19 protein-coding genes are annotated in these 19,084 nt (G+C 36.1%); 10 read left to right on the forward strand and 9 right to left on the reverse strand.

Annotated features, from left to right (window positions below; genetic code table 11):
- Positions 1–71 precede the first annotated feature (71 nt).
- On the forward strand, positions 72–1,088 hold the full coding sequence (locus tag NV349_RS01865; protein ID WP_271912195.1) for a GGDEF domain-containing protein: 1,017 nt from the start codon (positions 72–74) through the stop codon (positions 1,086–1,088).
- 59 nt (positions 1,089–1,147) lie between these two features.
- Here NV349_RS01865 and NV349_RS01870 read toward each other — a convergent pair whose 3' ends face one another.
- Together NV349_RS01870 and NV349_RS01875 are read right to left on the reverse strand one after the other, a co-directional pair.
- Positions 1,148–2,299: a response regulator gene (locus tag NV349_RS01870; RefSeq protein WP_271912197.1), complete on the reverse strand. Its 1,152-nt coding sequence runs from the start codon at positions 2,297–2,299 to the stop codon at positions 1,148–1,150.
- A 35-nt stretch (positions 2,300–2,334) separates the two neighbouring features.
- A complete protein-coding gene (locus NV349_RS01875) occupies positions 2,335–2,514 on the reverse strand; it encodes a YjfB family protein (RefSeq protein WP_141905175.1) in 180 nt (59 codons plus the stop codon).
- Positions 2,515–2,814: 300 nt separating this feature from the next.
- On the opposite strand from NV349_RS01875, the gene NV349_RS01880 reads away from it, so the two are divergent.
- The 5 genes from NV349_RS01880 to nhaC all read left to right on the forward strand — a co-directional run bounded on the left by NV349_RS01880 (position 2,815) and on the right by nhaC (position 7,711).
- Positions 2,815–3,591 (forward strand): 3D domain-containing protein, encoded by a 777-nt coding sequence (locus NV349_RS01880; protein ID WP_036117861.1) that lies wholly within the window; start codon positions 2,815–2,817, stop codon positions 3,589–3,591.
- Positions 3,592–3,780: 189 nt separating this feature from the next.
- On the forward strand, positions 3,781–4,329 hold the full coding sequence (locus NV349_RS01885; protein ID WP_036117859.1) for a superoxide dismutase family protein: 549 nt from the start codon (positions 3,781–3,783) through the stop codon (positions 4,327–4,329).
- A 192-nt stretch (positions 4,330–4,521) separates the two neighbouring features.
- Positions 4,522–4,665, forward strand: coding sequence for a hypothetical protein (locus NV349_RS01890; RefSeq protein ID WP_170829843.1), 144 nt, complete (start codon positions 4,522–4,524; stop codon positions 4,663–4,665).
- 205 nt (positions 4,666–4,870) lie between these two features.
- Positions 4,871–5,980 (forward strand): amidohydrolase, encoded by a 1,110-nt coding sequence (locus NV349_RS01895; RefSeq protein WP_271912199.1) that lies wholly within the window; start codon positions 4,871–4,873, stop codon positions 5,978–5,980.
- A 282-nt stretch (positions 5,981–6,262) separates the two neighbouring features.
- Positions 6,263–7,711 carry a Na+/H+ antiporter NhaC gene (gene nhaC / locus NV349_RS01900; protein WP_271912200.1) on the forward strand — a complete coding sequence of 483 codons (1,449 nt, stop codon included), beginning with the start codon at positions 6,263–6,265 and terminating at the stop codon, positions 7,709–7,711.
- A 62-nt stretch (positions 7,712–7,773) separates the two neighbouring features.
- On the opposite strand, the gene NV349_RS01905 is transcribed toward nhaC, so the two are convergent.
- Positions 7,774–9,015, reverse strand: a complete 1,242-nt coding sequence (locus NV349_RS01905) for a hypothetical protein (protein WP_271912201.1) — start codon at positions 9,013–9,015, stop codon at positions 7,774–7,776.
- An 80-nt stretch (positions 9,016–9,095) separates the two neighbouring features.
- Here NV349_RS01905 and NV349_RS01910 point away from each other — a divergent pair, with 80 nt between their 5' ends.
- Positions 9,096–10,208 carry a mandelate racemase/muconate lactonizing enzyme family protein gene (locus NV349_RS01910; protein WP_036117901.1) on the forward strand — a complete coding sequence of 371 codons (1,113 nt, stop codon included), beginning with the start codon at positions 9,096–9,098 and terminating at the stop codon, positions 10,206–10,208.
- Between the two features lie 11 nt (positions 10,209–10,219).
- The gene (locus NV349_RS01915; RefSeq protein ID WP_036117848.1) at positions 10,220–10,903 is read left to right on the forward strand and encodes a hypothetical protein; all 684 of its coding nucleotides are present in this window, start codon (positions 10,220–10,222) and stop codon (positions 10,901–10,903) included.
- A gap of 59 nt (positions 10,904–10,962) precedes the next feature.
- On the opposite strand, the gene NV349_RS01920 is transcribed toward NV349_RS01915, so the two are convergent.
- The gene (locus tag NV349_RS01920; protein ID WP_036117844.1) at positions 10,963–11,673 is read right to left on the reverse strand and encodes a Fe-S oxidoreductase; all 711 of its coding nucleotides are present in this window, start codon (positions 11,671–11,673) and stop codon (positions 10,963–10,965) included.
- A 118-nt stretch (positions 11,674–11,791) separates the two neighbouring features.
- Between NV349_RS01920 and NV349_RS01925 the strand changes: the two genes are divergently transcribed.
- Entirely contained in the window at positions 11,792–12,223 is a 432-nt protein-coding gene (locus tag NV349_RS01925) for a DUF4395 domain-containing protein (RefSeq protein WP_058844788.1), read from the forward strand.
- Between the two features lie 281 nt (positions 12,224–12,504).
- Here the strand turns inward: NV349_RS01925 and NV349_RS01930 are convergent, their stop codons facing one another.
- The 3 genes from NV349_RS01930 to NV349_RS01940 all read right to left on the reverse strand — a co-directional run bounded on the left by NV349_RS01930 (position 12,505) and on the right by NV349_RS01940 (position 15,617).
- Positions 12,505–13,467, reverse strand: a complete 963-nt coding sequence (locus tag NV349_RS01930) for a DMT family transporter (RefSeq protein ID WP_036117785.1) — start codon at positions 13,465–13,467, stop codon at positions 12,505–12,507.
- Positions 13,468–13,647: 180 nt separating this feature from the next.
- Positions 13,648–14,877, reverse strand: a complete 1,230-nt coding sequence (gene pepT, locus NV349_RS01935; protein WP_271912205.1) for a peptidase T — start codon at positions 14,875–14,877, stop codon at positions 13,648–13,650.
- 89 nt (positions 14,878–14,966) lie between these two features.
- Positions 14,967–15,617: a lysoplasmalogenase gene (locus NV349_RS01940; RefSeq protein ID WP_036117779.1), complete on the reverse strand. Its 651-nt coding sequence runs from the start codon at positions 15,615–15,617 to the stop codon at positions 14,967–14,969.
- A 131-nt stretch (positions 15,618–15,748) separates the two neighbouring features.
- On the opposite strand from NV349_RS01940, the gene NV349_RS01945 reads away from it, so the two are divergent.
- Positions 15,749–17,428, forward strand: coding sequence for a hypothetical protein (locus NV349_RS01945; RefSeq protein ID WP_036117776.1), 1,680 nt, complete (start codon positions 15,749–15,751; stop codon positions 17,426–17,428).
- A gap of 42 nt (positions 17,429–17,470) precedes the next feature.
- On the opposite strand, the gene NV349_RS01950 is transcribed toward NV349_RS01945, so the two are convergent.
- Together NV349_RS01950 and chrR are read right to left on the reverse strand one after the other, a co-directional pair.
- Positions 17,471–17,899, reverse strand: coding sequence for a hypothetical protein (locus NV349_RS01950; protein WP_036117773.1), 429 nt, complete (start codon positions 17,897–17,899; stop codon positions 17,471–17,473).
- Positions 17,900–18,104: 205 nt separating this feature from the next.
- Positions 18,105–18,836, reverse strand: a complete 732-nt coding sequence (chrR, locus tag NV349_RS01955) for a class II chromate reductase ChrR (RefSeq protein WP_141905162.1) — start codon at positions 18,834–18,836, stop codon at positions 18,105–18,107.
- Between the last annotated feature and the right edge of the window lie 248 nt (positions 18,837–19,084).

Raw genomic sequence — 19,084 nt, forward strand, 5'->3', positions numbered from 1 at the left:
TATTAAATTTTGAGTTGAAACATAGATAAGATTTAACGAAAAAATCATCTCAATGGGAGAAATGATCTATTGTGGGTAAATTCAAGTTAAAGTTATCGTTTCTTATTGTTAGTATGACGATTGTCGTTGTACTCGCGACATCTAGTATTAGTATTTGGAGTAGCTATCGAAATTTTAATGAAATTTTGAAGGAAAATAAAACAGACATGCAAGAAATCTATGTAAAGGAAGTCTCTACAATTACGGAAGACTATTTACAAGGTGCTAAGACAAATGATCATTCATTAGAACCGTATATGGAACAAGTAGTTGATACTTTACTTGATGAAAGAATGGTTTCTTTTAGTTTGTTTTTTAAGAAAATTATTGTCCCAATCATCATAGTTGTAGCAGCTGTATTGGGCCTAACTGTATGGTTAGCTATCAAAATTACACAGCCTCTAAAAGATCTTTCAACAAAAATTGAAGTAGGTGAAGAGGGCCAGGAGACTGAGGAGATTGCTGATTGGTATTATGAAGCAAAGCTGTTGAAAAACAATGTACAAAAAATGGTGATTTGCTCGCAAAGTAAAATTTCTGATTTAACAGAGCAATTAAACTTAGATTCATTAACAGGAATCCCTAATCGCAGAAGAATGGATCAAACTTTACATGAATTGATTGTAGATAAGGTTCCGCATGCCATCATCTTAATAGATCTAGATGATTTTAAAAGTATAAATGATACATATGGTCATACAGTAGGGGATGAAGTTTTAAAAGCCTTTGCTATTAATATGCAAAACAGTGTGGGGGATCAAGGTTTTTGCTTTAGATATGGCGGAGAAGAATTTATGGTCATCCTGCCTTCAATGAACATAGATGATGCTGTACAATTAGCAGAAAGTCTACGGATTAAGCAAGCCTTACAAGAAACTGCATGTGGTAGACCCGTAACCATGTCTGCTGGAATTACGGCTTTTACACCAAATATCCAGAGTCCTAACCAATTGATAGAAATTGCAGACCATGCTTTGTATAAAGCTAAACAATCAGGACGTAACTGTTTATGTGTAGTTAGAAATATGAGACAAATGATTGTTAAATAATGTAAAAGCATGCTAGTACTGTACACTAGCATGCTTTTTCCTATCCTCAACATGATGGGTTATATACTTTTTTCAAGCTCCTTTGCTTGTGCCTGTACAACATTTTGAAAAAGGTCTGTTGTCTCCTGAGTGGGTGATACATTTAATTCTGACAATAAAAGGCTATTAAAAGAATGATACATTTTTATGGCTTCAGCACGATTACCAATCTCAGTGTAATGCCGAATTAATAGCTGAACAGTTTTATCGGAATATGGATTTAACTCTAAAGCTAACAATAATGAACGTTCTCTATTTTTAAAATTCCGGTTTTTAGTGTAATAATGAATCAATTCATCGAGTAATTGAGTAAATTGTTTATTCATTAAGTTAGCTTTACTAGCAGTCCATGAATAGTCCAATGTCGCCATAAACTCACCATGATAATTTTGGATGAGCTCCTCCGCCTTCTCGATATCCAATCTTCCTGTTTCTGCTTTAGTATTTAAAATATACTCCAAATCATGGGCATCACATTGAAAATCCTCTAGTTTCAAAATATAGCAGCCATTCGTATATTCAATCACATCAGAGTAACCATACGATGAAAGCGTTGTACGCAAGTATGAAACGGTAGTATGCAATTGGACTCTTGCCTTTTTAATATCCGTATCACTCCAAAGTGTATCTAGGATGGTATCACGAGGTACTGGCATATGAAGCTGTAAAAAAAGAAAGGCAAACAATTCTTTTGTTTTAATCGTTCTCCAATGAATTGCTTTTTCTTCATAAGAAACGACAAATTCCCCAAAGCATCTGATCGTAAGCGAAGGCTTTTGATGAGTTTGAGCTGCTGATGTTAGATCTTTCTGGAACAGCTCTTGAATTCTATTAATCGTCGTTTCTAAGCGAGATTTCGAAATCGGCTTTAATAAGTAATCAAGAGATTGTACATCAAATGCTTGAACAGCATAGTCTCGATAGGCAGTTACAAAAATGATACAGATGTTTTTGTCCCATGTTTTTATTAGTTGTGCAACTTCTAAACCGCTCATACCTGGCATTTCAACGTCTAAAAAGGCTACTTGAAAGTCTAAGGTAGGTCCTTCTATCAGTAAGTCTTTTGCTGTAGTAAACGTTTCAATGACCTCAATGTCATCAAATGCATTTAAATGTTTTTTTATATTAACAAGAGCTAATGGTTCATCGTCCATCACAATTACCCGGATCATATAAGGACCACCTTCCGCTAAATATAGCTGCATTATCAGACTGAGATGTCTATTCTTGATCCTTTGTATGGATGTGTAGGAACTTGCTGAGGTAGATCTTGTAATAATTCAATAGCTGTAGATGTGTTCAAATTGAGTGCGTTTTGCATTACGCTCATTTGTACGGTTTGTTGAAGCTCCATCAGCTGTGATGACATGAGTGAATTAATTTCCATTTCTACATTCCCCCCCCTTTCTTTATTTATCGGCTAAAAATAGCAAATATCTAATATAAAAAAGTCCGAAACTGTGCTACAAAATTATAGATTTTTTACCCTCAAAATCTGCGAATTACTAAAAAATTAATTGAAATTGTATATTTTTCCGTTTTTATAGTAATAATTCCTAATATCAGGCGGATAACCCTGAGTTATTAATTTGCAAACTTATGGTTGCTGTCATAGTAGAGCTTTCAACTCTAGCGTGCTAGCAGCAGATTTGCAACAAATAATAAAATGATGGAGGTATTACTAAACATGAAGAAAAAAGCATTAGCTTTAGCAGTAGCGATGACCTTTGGTTTGAGTCTGTATGCAAGTCCTTCCTCTGCGAAGGACAAATCACCAGGCAATATACTATGGGCAATTCCTGAGATTTATAATTTAACGGTTGGAGAATTCCAGCAACTAAATGAGATGGAGTCGTTGTGGTTCTATCCAGAGCTGGATTTAGTGAAGGACACGACAACAAAAACAGAGTCGGCAAATGAAGATGAATATGTCATCAAAGGCGGTGACACATTATTTTCAATCGCTCGTACAAATAATGTGACGGTTGATGAACTAAAAGCATGGAATAACCTTGGTTCAGATTTAATTTTAGCTGGTGAGTCATTGGCTATTAAGGCTTCGGCTGCAAAACCAAAGCCCAAAACTTCTGAGGGAATTGCAGCTGCAAAACCTGCTACAACGACTACAACTAAACCAGCAAGTGCTCCGGCAAGTGCTCCAGCAACTGGTTCTGGTAAAACATTGACAATGCGTGCGACTGCATATACGGCCTATTGTGAAGGTTGTTCAGGTATTACCGCAAATGGCACAGATATTAGATCTAATCCCAACTTAAAAGTCATTGCAGTAGACCCTAGAGTTATTCCTCTTGGTACAAAAGTTTGGGTGGAAGGCTATGGTGAAGCGATAGCAGCTGATACAGGGGGAGCTATTAAGGGTAATAAAATTGATGTATTTATTCCTACTGAAGGACAAGCACTCCAATGGGGTGTGAAACACGTAACAGTAAAAATTTTAGATTAACTATGAAAAGGGATTTCTCAAGCTTTGGGAAGTCCTTTTTTGATTCAGCAAAAATATTTCATACTAAAAACGATGTACAGAGATTAAAAATACTCCTTTTTCCTAGGAGAGGAGGAGGTCGTATTTATTTGTTTTGTGCATAAGTACTGGGTAAGTTGGTAATCATCAGAAATAGAGGAGGAATTTTTTATGAAAAAAATAAGTTTAATTGGCATTTCTTTATTAGTTTTTGTTGGTGGTTGTAGTTTCTTTAATAAAGAAGAAAAGTTACCTGTAAATGCGACGTCCCCCTTAACGGCTACTGCAAAAGTGATTGGTGCAAATAACGAAAGCTATGGGAATGCGTTTTTTCAAGAAGAGGATAATGGCGTTAGAATGACGCTGGCCTTAACTGGCTTACCGCCAGGCACACATGGTATTCATATTCATGAAGTAGGGAAATGTGAACCACCTAAATTTGAATCGGCTGGTGGACACTTTAATCCAACTAATAAAGAGCATGGTAAATTAAATCCAAACGGCTATCACTTAGGGGATTTACCAAATTTAGAGATTGGTGAGGATGGTAATGTTGATTTAGATTTCCTAGCTGAGGGATTGACTTTACAAAAAGATCAACCAAATTCGTTATTAGATAGCGATGGCAGTGCTATTGTTATTCATGAATCAGCTGACGATTATAAAACAGATCCAGCAGGTAATTCTGGAGCAAGAATTGCTTGCGGTGTAATTCAATAAAATGATGTGGAAGACTGTATCTAATAATTATTAGATGCAGTTTTTTATTATATGGAATAAAATGGTGTTCTATCTAATGATGAGATCAGTTTTATATTTATAATGCATAATGTGTATTATTTATTGCACTTTGCTAAATTACTATTGTATAATTCTTTTATCAGAAAATTCAATCAAATAAGGAGTGATACAATGGGGAAATTGTTAAATTCAAAATTTGAAACGTATTTAATGGATCAAGAGTTTGATTTCTATGAAGAGGAAGAAAAAAATGAGGAGCAAATGGTGAAGGTACATTATGAAGAATATCCAGAAGGGTTTTTTACAAGTTTATAATGAATATTTGATGGGCTATGTTGAAAGTGATGATAACTTTTAACATAGCCCATTACTTTCTGCACCTCTATTTATAAACAGCTTGTTAGGAGCATAATAATGAAATACATCCCTTTACTATTTTAGTTAGGTCTTAAGGCATATGTACTTTTCTGAAATAGATTCATGTATAATGGGAAACAAAAATGCGTATAGAGGTGTAGTTATGTCAAAAGCTTTAACAGTAGAAGAAACGATTTATCAATGGTTTGATCATTTTCACAAATATCCAGAAGTAAGCTGGAAGGAGTTCGAGACAACTAAGAAAATCGCTTCGATACTGGATGAATTACAGATTAGTTATCGTTTACTAGGTGACATACCTGGGTTAATAGCTGAAATTGGAACAGGTGAAGAAATAATTGCAGTCCGCGCTGATATCGATGCTTTATGGCAAGAAGTTGATGGAAAATGGCAAGCGAATCATTCTTGTGGACATGATGCCAATATGACAATGGTTCTTGGGGCATTACTACTACTGAAGGATCGCCCATTGCAACATCGTGTGCGTTTCATTTTCCAACCTGCTGAAGAATTAGGAAATGGTGCATGTGCAGCCTTCGATCGAGGAGCGGTTGATGGGGTAACACATTTATTTGGAGTCCATTTAAGACCAATTGAAGAATTACCACTTGGTAAAGTTTCGCCAGCAATCCATCATGGTGCAGCTTATTTTTTAGAGGGGACTATTCAAGGCATTGATGCACATGGCGCTAGACCTCACCAAGGTAAAAATGCGATTGATGTCATTATGGCTGTGCAACAAATGCTACACAGTATTCATTTATCTCCATTTGAACCACATTCTGCGAAGTTAACGAAAATTATCGCAGATGGAGGTAGTACAAATATTATTCCAGGTAATGCTAGCTTTTCAATGGATATTCGAGCACAACACAATCAACAACTCGAATTGCTACGCAGCAAAATTGAGTTTGGTTTAACATCAATACAGCGACAATTTGAAATTGATATGACTTGGAATTGGGTTGATTTTACGCCAGGTGCTGAAGTTTCACCAATTGCGGCAAACATGGCGAAGGCTGCCATCATTGAAACTTTAGGTGAAGAACATTTAGCGGATGAAATAACGACACCAGGTAGTGATGATTTCCATTTCTATACAGTGAAAAAGCCAGAATTAAAAGCAGCGATGATTGGAATCGGGGCAAACCTAACGCCAGGATTACATCATCCTAAGATGACATTTGATCGTAGTGCTTTAATGGATGCTGCAAAAGTACTTGCTTGTGTATTAGAAAAAAAACCTGAATAAAAAAATAATTTTTAAGCTATATGAAAAAATGTAATTTATTTTTTCATATAGCTTTTTTTGCATGAACATTTCCTGAAATGTATGGATATTCAAGGGTTTGCATTGCTTTTTATTGCTACTTGAAAACGTTTTATTACGCTAAAACAAAGGGATTTGCTAGAGAAGCATAAATTTTTTGCGTTGACTTTTAATTTTTTGAATATTAAGCTAAAAAACGTAAAAAATTATTTGCGTCTTTGAAAAACCGAAATGGGATTTGGTGCAAAAAAAGGGGATGGAAGAATGAAAAAGGATATTAATGCAGGTTGGGCACTACTAACTTTTGCAATTATGATTATTACAATGTTGATTACAGTAGTTGTTTTAGAGCAAAGTCCTCACGTACCTCTTCTTGTTGGCACAACTGTAGCAGCAATTGTTGCCAAAATGCATGGATACAAATGGTCAGAAATTGAAGAAATGATGTATAAGGGGATACGACTGGCATTACCTGCCATTGTCATTATTATTTTAGTAGGTTTGACAATTGGGGCATGGATTGGCGGCGGGGTCGTAGCAACGATGATTTTCTATGGCTTAAAATTAATTTCTCCAGCGTGGTTCTTAGTGACAATCATGCTGTTATGTTCAATCGTGTCATTAGCTATTGGTAGTTCATGGTCAACGATGGCGACAATTGGTGTCGCAGGTATGGGTATTGGTTTAAGTATGGGTATTCCAGCGGCTATGATTGCTGGTGCGGTTATTTCAGGTTCATACTTTGGAGATAAGATGTCACCACTATCAGATACAACGAATCTAGCAGCAGGTTTAACAGGTACTAATTTATTTGAGCATATTAAGCATATGCTTTATACAACAATTCCAGCGTTAATTATTTCGCTTGTTGTTTTTGGAATTCTCGGTAGAAAATTTGCAGATGTTTCCATGAAATCAGAAGAAATTTTAACAACGTTAAAAGTGATGGAAGAAAGCTTTGTCATTTCTCCTTTACTATTACTTGTACCAGTGGGTGTTATTGTTTTAGTAGCTAAAAAGGTGCCAGCAATTCCAGCTTTAATTATTGGTATTGTTTCAGGTTTCTTACTGCAAATTTTTGTACAAGGTGGTTCAGCCGCAAGTGCTGTACAAGCATTGCAAGCTGGATTCGAAATCTCGACAGGTAATCACATGGTGGATGATTTATTTAACCGTGGTGGTTTAGATTCAATGATGAATACGGTTTCAATGACCATTGTAGCGATGACTTTTGGTGGTATTTTAGAGTATTCAGGAATGTTAAAAGCGCTTATGAACGTAATTGTGAAGTTTGCTAAGTCTACTGGAAGCCTTATTGCTTCAACTATTGCAGCATGTGTAACAACAAACGCAACTTGTTCTGAGCAATATATTTCAATTGTTGTCCCTTCACGTATGTTTGCGGGGGTATATCAACAACGTGGTTTGCATTCTAAAAATCTATCTCGTGCATTAGAAGATGGGGGAACATTAACATCTGTTTTCTTCCCTTGGAATACTTGTGGTGTATTTATTCTAGCTACTTTAGGTGTAAGTGCTATGGAGTACGCACCATATGCCATTCTTAATTTTGCTGTACCTATTATCTCCATCATTTATGGATATATTGGATTTGCCATTGTTAAATTAACACCAGAGGAAATAGCAGAAGCTGAGAAGCGTAAAAAAGAATTAGAGCTAGAAAGTTCTGAGAATGTAGCGATTGCAGATTAAAATAAAATTCTCGTAGATACATGTTTATCTACGAGAATTCCTTTTTCTTTTGATGCCATCATTTAGTAGGTCGCAAAATTCAATTCATAAATGGTACGAGGGCGACCTTGTTGATGGGTCATTTCCTCACCGACAACGTTTGCATAACCATTATCAACTAATTTTTTGATAATACGTTCGGTTGTTCGCCGTGTAACTTGAAGATATTCAGCAAGATTTTGTGATGTAAATTGTGCGGATTGTCGATCATGGCTGAAATTGATTAGTTTAGAGATATTTAATGGACTGAGGCTTGTTAGCTTAGCCATTTGTAAAACGTAGGGATCATCTGTTTTTAAAGACACTTTACCTTCTGAATTCGGAAAAGGTCCTAATAGATTTTTATGTTCATCAAGAATGAAAATCTCGAAAGGCTTCGTAAATGTTAAAGCTTGCTGTGCATTTTGTGTTGCTTCCAAAATGGAGTAACCATAACCGAATGCTAGCTTAAATGGTTGTTCGATTTGTTGTATTAGTTCTTCTAAGCTTTCCCTTTCTAGTGCATTTTGTAAATGACCTGCGGTTGTGTAGAGCTCAAAGGTGTGGGCAGCAATTTGCTTGTACGTTGAAAAGGTAGCCTTAGCAATTTGATTTAAAATAGTTGATTCGATTGAAGAATCCCCCTGAATTTCTAATAGACCGACAACGGCTTTAAAGGCTTCGGATTTGGTTAGTAATGACTTGGATTTAGTTTCTTCTAGACATTGCAGAATAGAATTTGTAGTATCTAGCATACGCATTGCGGGTATGTGAAGTGCTTGTAATTCATCGAAAACACTATGAATACTTGTAATGACAAATTCTATACTTTTGGCATTCCACAAGGTGATATGACGCTGTAAAATATGTTCAGTTGGTTCTGTAATCGATATATGCTGAACATGTGGCTTAGGTCCAGTATATTCTATTTCTGTTAAAACATTGTCAACGAATGCTGGATTCATGACATCAATGGAAATTCTATCGATTGCTACACTATGTTTGGCTACTAGTGATAAGAGTGTTGTAGAAATGGCTGTTTCATCTTGTTTAATATAATTCCATGGTATTGGGATTTCCGAAAGTAATGACTGGGCATGTAAATAGGGTAATGTTCCTCCTAATAGCAGTGCGTCACATGGTTTAATTTGCTTCATTAAAGTTGGTGCTTCAGATGGGTGGTTGTAAAGATAAAATTCTAATTGAACATCGGCTATGTTTTGTGCGATACTAATAATACGATTCATAAATGCTTTAGAACAAATAATCGCTATTTTGGTAGACATGGGCATCGTTCCTTTTCTATTTTTTTAAATATTTAACGACGTATTAACGACATATATAACGACAAGGGAGATTGATTATGATGAAAATCCAACAAGTAGAAATCTTTGCAATACATTTACCTCTAATTGATCCATTTATCATTAGTTATGCTACATATGATACAATGCCTTCTATTATTTTAAAAGTGACTACCGATACAGGTATTGTGGGGTACGGGGAAGCAGTTCCTGATGAGCATGTAACAGGGGAATCATGGGAAAGCACATATGCTGTGCTAAAACATCAACTTGCTCCTGCGGTTATTGGAGAAAATCCAATGGCTTTTGAAAAGCTGCACGAAAAAATGAATAAAATTGTAAAAGACGTACCAGCTGCAAAAGCAGCACTTGATATTGCTTGCTTTGATATCACTGGGAAAGCATTAGGAGTCCCTGTATACCAACTTTTAGGTGGACGTTATCATGACAAATTCCCAATTACCCATGTATTAAGTATTGGGACGCCTGAAGAGATGGCAGAAGAGGCTGCTAATCGAGTAGAAATGGGCTATCGTTCTTTTAAAATGAAAGTAGGCACAGAGGTAACTCGTGATGTTGCACGCATTAAAGCAGTACGTGAACGTGTAGGTGAAGATATTGCTATCCGAGTGGATGTAAATCAAGGGTGGGGCAATGCGTCTACTACCTTACAGGGTTTACGTGCTATGAAGGATTTAAACATTGATTGGTTAGAGCAACCGGTAGATAGTGAAGATATTGATGGAATGGTTGAGATTAAATCAAAATCCGATGTGTCATTAATGATTGATGAAGGACTTCGTGGTGTACGTGAAATGCGTGAAATTATTGCCAAGCGTGCCGCTGATAAAGTAAATATTAAGTTAATGAAGTGTGGTGGCATCTACCCTGCGATGAAGCTAGCTGTCATGGCAGAGATGGCGGGAATTGAATGTCAAATTGGCTCCATGGTAGAATCATCTGTTGGCTCTGCTGCAGGTTTTCATGTAGCATTCTCTAAGAAAATTATGACAAGTGTAGAGTTAACAGGCCCGCTAAAATTCTCTAAAGATGTAGGGAATCTACATTATGATGTTCCATTTATTTGCTTAAATGAACAGGCTGGGCTAGGTGTAGAAGTGGATGAGGATGTAATCCAGGAACTATGTAAGTTCTCAACTGTTGTAACAGCCTAAGGAGGCGTAATATGGAAAAGATTTATGAAGGTATGCTTGATAAGACGCCGTTTTTTGTCATAAAATTAACGCCTCAGCATTTACAACAAATTGAGGAGTTACAGGTTGAAGTTTATGAAGCATTAGCAGATCAAAGTATCTTGCAGCCTTTAAGTACAGAGGAATTTGAATATATTCTAAATGGCAACGGTATGATGATTGGTGCTTATGTAGAGGACGAATTAATTGCCTTTCGAGCACTGTTAAATCCGCCTATTGATGAGGAACATCTAGGCTATGATTGTGGAATTACGGAAAATGAATTTCAGCGTGTTTTATATCAAGAAATATCGAATGTTTCACCGAAATATCGAGGTTATGGCTTACAAAAAACATTGGCTACAGTAGTAATGAATGCGATTGATTTAGAAAAATATGATTATGTTTGCTCCACTGTAAAGCCATATAATATACCAAGTTTAAAAGATAAATTTTCGCAAGATCTCGTTATTAAAGGCTTGAAAATTAAATATGTTGATAAGCTCCGTTATATTTTCTATAAAGACTTACAACAGGAATTGTCCCCAGTATTTACTGACAAACAAATAATATCAATGGGGGATACAGCCGCACAACAGCAACTGCTAAAACAAGGCTTTCTTGGTACGAGGATGTTTGAAGAAAACAATGATTGGTTTGTTGTATACGAAAAATAAAGTAAAGCCTTACCCTTCGCATAAATTGGTGGAGGGTAAGGCTTTTTTACGAGAGTCTATTATTTCTTCATTGGACAAAAGCCACAGGCCATTAAACCAGGGATATCTTTAGAAAAACAACAAGATTTTCTAACAGGAATATTGATTAAATTCGTAGGGCTCTGACAGCCTGTATATTGCGCCCACCAAGATTTATTTGAGAAGCGTGCCCATGTTTCTGGATTTTCTAAAGCTTCAATATCGTCCATGGCTTGATCGGCCAAGCCTGGATTAGATAACAAAACATGATAGTGCCATAGCAAATAACCAAAGAAGTTTTCCCAAATGGTAAGAGGGGAAATCGATGTTACTTTACGAAGCTGTTGAACAATCACATGGCCATCATAAAGGATTTTCTCAATGACCGCTTGACGTTCATCTTCCTCAACATAACGCCAATCATTTGGATTGGCGAACATGGCAACGGTAAAGCTATTGAATTCCTTTGCAGCATCGAAACGTAATTCGAGTGGCTTGCCATCCCATACCTCATCATAAGCGGCAAGCATATAAAATTGCATAGCAAAGAACATACCATAGCGGCGAGCAAAATGAGAAATAGCGGCCGTTTCTGTTGCGGCATCTGTTATACCCATCATGAGGTTCAAAAAATCAGGATGGTAAAAATCTTTATGTATATCAGCTAATGTAAATAAAGTCCGCTTAGGTTCAGCTGTGTAGATGCTATAGGAATTTAATTGTTGAACTTGATCCATCGTTAAAGCTGGCATGGTAATCCTCTTTTCCTTTGAACTCTGTTAATTTCATTATAAAGTAATCAATTTTGCTTCACAAATGGAATGTCATGCAGTAAAATAAATTAAACATATCTGAAAGGTAGGTTTTAGAATGTCAGTGCCTCATGCAATTCCAAGACCACTCGTTCGACTGAATCAATGGATCATTCTTTTAAGTGTTATCTTTACATGGCTAACAGGGGTTACATGGCTTCTAGTCATTCCACTGACTGCAAATTTATTGGGTATTATATGCCATTATAACCCTATTATTCGTGTCGGTAAGCTATTTCTAAAAAAGGCCCCATCTGCTTATATACCAGAGGATGCACAACAGCAAAAATTTAATTCCAGCATTGCTAGCTTTTGTTTAGGGGTAGGCTTGTTAGGTTATATGTTGAATTGGGCTGTTGTCGGTTATATCTTTACTAGCATGGTTGCAATCGCATCATCTATCGCAATCGCAGGTTTTTGTATTGGTTGTTTTCTACATTTTCAATTGAAGCAATGGCAGTACCGTCGTTCATTAAAAAAATCTTTTTAAAAAAGGGAAAAATTTTATTAGATTATTGTTGACAATTTAATTGATAATGATTATCATTATCGTATAAAGATTATTCCTCCGCTACAATACAGTGTAGAGAGGATGAACTTTAGCTACTTTTCTCCAGAAGTTTGCTAGTTCATGATTACGCTCCTAAAACCCCCCTCATTTTTTGGGAACGTGAAAATCTCAGACGACTCATTCTATTTAATAGGATGGAGTCGTCTTTTTTGTTGGTAAATTTATTACGCCTACTAAAAAAACAGCCCATAAAAGGACTGTTAGGAAGATATATTCTGTTGAACAGCATTTTTTTTCCCAATGATCATAGTATAGTAACTATGTAATAGCATACCTACGATGATGACGCCCAGACCTGCAAGTGCAATAGGGCTAGGGAATGCAATACCTAATAATAAAACCTCACCGATAATAACAAATAAAATTTCTGTTGATTGGGTTGCTTCCACAGCGGCTAGTTTCCCTTGATGGTCTCTTACACGATCGGTTGCTATGAAAAACAATACTGTTGCAATGACACCTGAACTAATTCCTACGAGTAATGATTGGAACATCTGACTTGCTGAGGGCAGTCCAACTGTAAGACTGGCATAAATAGCTATGATGATCCATGCTGGCATTGAAGCAATGGTCATACCAAGTACTCGTTGAAAAGTATCGATCCGTCCCCCACAAATCTCCATCATCTTGCGATTACCAAGAGGATAGGCAAATGCTGCGACGATGACAGGTAAAATACCGAGCATTAAACTTCTAAACGAAACCGATTGTGCATGAGGTATTTGTATAAGTAGAATACCTACTAAGATGACACATGAAATTAGAAGAGATATGAAAGGTATTTTTTGACGTATTGTTTTACCCGCAATAACTGAAACAAAGAGGGGAGCTAATAATACACCAGCAACAATTGTAAATTGCCATGTGCCAGAAACCAACCAACCTGGACCAAACGCTGCGGCAAAGGTTAATGGTGCATAGAATAAAACAAATCCAACAAAGCTCCAAAGTAACCAAGCTATAGGCTGTGCTTTCATTTCACCTGAAAGCTGTGAAAAGCCTTTGCGATAAAAGACAATGATAAGTAAAAAGGGTAGCATGAAAAAGAATCTTAGTGATGCACTCCATAGCCAACTGCCACCTTGCATTTCCATTGCGTGATTTAAAATAAAAGTCACGGCAAAGAAAAGAGAAGCTAAAATGCCTAAGGCAATTTCTTTCATATCGTTCACCTCAATTTGAGTTTAGAGCTTAAACCCTTTATGTAAATTGAAAATTCAGTAATTATTGCTAAAAAAATGACGAAGAAAGGAAAAGCCTTTCTTCGTAACGATGAGTATTGTTCTTTAGCGTGAGTCTAGAATCATTGAACTTACTCGAAAATTCATCAGAAATAAGATAGACTAATTAGCTTGTTGTTCAAAGAGCTGAACGATTTCAATAATAACTTGTGTTGCCTTTTCCATTGTTTCAGCAGATACATATTCAAATTTACCATGCATGTTTTCGCCACCAGCGAAAATATTAGGTGTTGGTAAGCCCATATAGGATAATTGTGAACCATCTGTACCACCACGAATTGGTAAGGTATTTGGTGTAATATCTAATTTTTCCATTGCGGCACGTGCGATATCAACAATTTCTTTTACAGGCTCAATTTTTTCGCCCATATTGTAGTATTGATCTTCAATAGTAATACTTAGGGCATGTTCGCCATATTGTGCTTGAATTTTTGCAGCCGTATCGAGCATTAATTGTTTTTTCTCTTCGAATTTTTGACGATCATGGTCACGCACGATATAAGATAGCTCAGTATGCTCAAGAGCCCCTTTAAAGCCCATTAAATGAATGAAACCTTCATAACCTTCTGTCTTTTCAGGAACTGCGTCAGCAGGCATTTCATTTTGGAAGGCAATGGCCATTGTGATAGCATTCACCATTTTATTTTTCGCAGAACCAGGGTGTACACTTGTTCCATTTGTAACAACCTTTACGCCAGCGGCATTGAAGCTTTCGTATTGTAGCTCACCAAGTGGTCCGCCATCCATTGTATAGGCATAGTCTGCTCCAAACGCGGCAACATCAAATTTATGTGGGCCACGTCCAATTTCCTCATCTGGTGTAAAGGCTACACGAATTTTTCCATGTTTAATAGTAGGGTTTTTAATGAGGTATTCCATCGCTGTTATAATTTCAGCAATACCAGCCTTATCATCAGCCCCTAATAACGTAGTGCCATCTGTTGTAATAAGTGTCTGACCCACGTAATTTTTAAGCTCAGGGAAGTCAGTTGGGGACATCACTAAATGTTCATTTAACTGAATATCTCCACCATCATAATTATCTATGCGCTGTGGATTCACATTTGTGCCCGTGTAGTCGGTAGCTGTATCAACATGGGCTAAAAAGCCGATAGTTGGTACTTCTTTATCTGTATTAGCCTCTAATGAAGCAAATAAATAGCCATTTTCATCTAATGTAATTTCTGTTAAGCCAATTTCAGCAAGTTCGTCTTTCAGGACATGTAACAGGTCAAATTGTTTTTGGGTAGAAGGAGTTGTTTCGCTTGTGAAGTCTGATTGTGTATCAATTTTTGCATAGCGTATTAATCGCTCGATTACTTGTTCTTTCATAAGTATGGCCTCCTAATGTGTATATGTTAAAATTCTTTGTGCATTCACAAAGTTGATTCTGGGCGCATTATGCCAAGGCATAATTGATATTATTGTAACACTTTACTTCGGATTTCGGAATATTGAAGGATACTTAATGCAATAAGTAATTGAGCGCTATAATAAGTTAGCATGATTACTTCGTGTGAAAAAGCTAGTGGCGTGACAAATTTATTAATAGCTAAATAAGAATCAGAAGCAATAAATAACAGAGCACCAATTGTCGCCAATGTAGAATCGGTTTTTATGGCCGTCCATCCCATAGTGAGAATCACTGAAATATAGGCAATCACTGCGATACCAAGTATCGTTTCACCTGTTTTAAAGACAGACCCTGCAATCCAGATGGCCATGCTCGCTCCGTAAAGCAGTAAGAGTATTTTTGCCCACGTGGGTACTTGCCGCTCGTTTGCGGTAGAGAAAGCAAAAATATAAAAGACATGACCTATAAGAAAGCTAGTCAGACCAATTAAAAACCACTGCAATGTATAGTCCCCAATCATACAAAATATAAGCCCAGCAATAATTAAAAGTTGGTATTTTTTAATATGTAATGGCTTCTGAATCGCAGCTAAAATAATGATGAGCAACATGGGAATCACTTTAAAAATGAGTTTTAAACTTTCGGCAATATGGGAAAAGAGAAATATATAATAAAGACCAAATAAAATAATGAAACCTATTAGAAATTTTTTTAACAAATTTTTCAGCTCCTTTCCTTTTGAAATTCAATATTTATGGTAGAATTCCTTTCTGTACAACGTATGTATGAAACTTTTTTAGTATGTAACCGTAAATAAGTAGACAGAAAGCTGAAGAGAGGATGAACCAAATGACTAAGCTACTGATAGCTTCTGCAGTCATTGCATTGATCGCGAGTGTGTTAGTGACACCGCTTATTACAAAGAAGCGAGAAGATGGTAAATCAAGAAAGGTGATTGGATACTTTTTTATTGGTGTCTTTGTACTAGGATTTTTAGCTACTGCAATCACTCTATATGTAACAAAAATTGATGTAAACTGGCTTGTTTTTTGGCCTGCTATTATTTTATTAACGTTAGCTGGCGCCCTGCTTGCAAGTGGTATTGAACGGAAAATAAAAGGTATTTTATTTTTAGCAAGTTTAGGCGTAGCTGTGTATGTATTATCGGCTCCTCTATGGAATGCTAATGAAAAATTTGAATCCTCAGAAATGAAGGAAGAAGTTGAAATAAAACCATTCGATGAGACACAAACACCTGCAAGTGTACCACCGAAATTTGCTCGCAATAAAATGAAAAAAGCTTTCGGGCAAGTGCCAAACACTAGTTACTATGAGTTAGGACGCTTACAAATCCAAAAAGTGAAGGGTGATTATGTTTATATCGCACCTGTTGAATTTTCAGGATTCTTTAAATGGATGAATGGGGATACAACACCTGGTTACTTTATTATGAGTGCCACAGATTCTGCAGATAATCCTAAATTCGTTAAAGAGGAAATGAAATATGTTCCTTCTGCATATTTAAATGCTAATTTAGAACGTCATATGCGTTTACAACATCCATTCCTTATTTTTTATGGAGACGTTCAGCTTGAAGTAGATGATGAAGGTAAGCCTTATTACATTCGTTCATATGGTGAATTTATTACCGCGCGTAATGGCTTTGATGTGAAAGGGATTGTTTTAGTTGATGCACTAACAGGGAAATCGGAAACGGTTGAACTGGACAAAATACCTGAATTTATTGATGGTGCAGTTTCACCAGAGACAGTAAGTTTACAAAACAGTTATTTTGGTAATTATGTTCACGGTTTTTGGAACAGTATGTTTGGTAAAAAGGATGTAAAGATCCCTTCCGATGAAGGAACAGAATCGAATGTAAGTCCAATTTTCGATGAGAAGGGTGATATGTATTACTTTACTGATTTTACAAGCCCTAAAGAAGGTGTAGATTCAATGTTAGGCTATTCCTTAACGAATGCTCGTACAGGGGATGCCACATACTATACAGGAAATTTAGATTCAAGTTATATGGATTCACAGGGTAATTTACAAATTATCGAGAAGAAATTTATTGAGAAAAAATGGACTGGTGAAATGCCAGTGTTATATAACTTTTATGGTGAAGCAAGCTGGCTGACAGCGGTGCTAGATTCCAACGGCTTTTTACAAAACTACTTCATCGTGTCTGCTGCCAATCCTGAAATATCTGTTTATGCTACTACTCCTAAAGAGGCACTAAAGCTATATAAAACGGCCTTAAGTCGTGGAGGAAATACAGTAGATGGTAGCTCAAATGCGGAAGAGAAACAAGTGAGCGGGAAGGTAATGCGTGTTTACAAAGAACGTCTAGGTGATTTTACAATGGTATCTTTCTTATTAAATAATGGTGAAAATTATTTAATTAGTGCCGAAACAGAGCCTTTAGCAATATATTTACAAGAAGGTGATGAGGTCATTCTCACATATGGCGATACAGGTGAACAATTCTTGCCAGTTCGATCCCTCATGATTAAGGGATTACAATAAAAGAACAAAAGACGATCTTCGATATATCAAGATCGTCTTTTATTATGTGGATTTGTCCTCTTGAATAAAAGTTAGCATTTTTTCTTTATGGTTCATAAAGAGTGTTTTTGCGTGGTCATTTAATGTAAAGATTTCATGTAAATAGCCTTGCAGTAATCTATTTTCGTACGCAAAAGAATGTGTGGATTCGCGTTCTAAAATATAGGATAAAAAAAGAGTATGTAAAACAGCTACTTCTAAATTTTGTGTATTGGTAATAAATTTTAAGTTGAGAATAGAGGTATGGGAAACGAACTGATTAACATAATCAATAGCCTGTTTATACAGTGTCAAATCAACATTAGGCTCTAATCGTTTTCTTAGCTGTGTACATGCATTATTTAATTCCTCTATTTTTAAAAATAAACCTCTTACACTTCTTTTATGTTGTTGTTCTAAAGTACGAGCAAGATGTTTATTGATATTGGACATTATTCATTTAACTCCTTTCATCCATTAGGGATCATTTATTAATATGAATGGAATAGCTGGAAAAGGGAAGAGGCTTTTCGTTTAATTTATTGGTGAACTTACTATCTATATCGAGACAAAATCACTAGCCTTAATATCGATGAGTAATAAAATTATGAAAAAAATGGGGTTCTAATCATACGATAGTAACCCCATTTATATTTGGTTATTTCCAGTTAAATCCTTTTGTAGCTAAAAACTCTTTGATATGAGGACGTCGTTGTTCGACTAAAAAATCAGCCATTTGTTTAGTCCAATTATCAATTTTTCTGTTTGATGAACGATTATTGTAATACATTTCCATTGTCTCATTATAAGCTGGTAAAAGCTCTTCATATTTTTCAACATTGTATTCATTTTCATGTAGTATGGCAGATACAGGTAAACGTGGTTTTACTTCATTGCGACGAGCTGGGACACCGATTGTCAGACCGAATAATGGGAAAACGTGATCAGGTAAATTAAACAATTCACTTATTTCAGAAGGTTTATTTCGTACTCCTCCAATATAGCAAATTCCATACCCCATTGACTCTGCTGCAATAACAAAATTCTGTGCAAACAATGAAACATCTGCGACACCAACAAGGACATTTTCAGCTGAATCAGCCACAATGTCTACTCCCTCTAATTTTCCTGCCATTTGAAGACGCTTGAAATCGACGCAGAAGACAAATGCACCACCTGAAGTTTCATATTGACGTGGGTTACCAGAGAGTAAACCTAATTTTTCTTTTTTATCTGCATCTGTTACCCATATAACACTATAGGCCTGCACAAAATGGGATGTTGCAGCCATTTGTGCTGTTGCGATCAAATCTTCGATGATTTCCTTTGAAATTGGTTGTCCATCATAAATACGTACCGATGAATGATTGCGTAATAATTCTTTAACCATTTAAAAACTCTCTCCTTTATGCGTGCTTTATATCAAGAGCATAGCACGCTTTGTCGCCAAAATCGAATGAAAAAAAGATAGATAGTTATATTTAAATAGTTTACAAATGTAGAAATTATCTCGTAAAGTAAAATATTTCATTTAATATAGATTAAATATTCTAAATAGTTTAAAATTATTGAAGCGACTGTTTATTTGGTTGTGCTACCAAAAAATACAATTTCTTTATTCAACGGATGTTAGTGTTT

Source organism: Lysinibacillus sp. OF-1 (assembly GCF_028356935.1).
GTDB classification, from domain to species: domain Bacteria; phylum Bacillota; class Bacilli; order Bacillales_A; family Planococcaceae; genus Lysinibacillus; species Lysinibacillus fusiformis_D.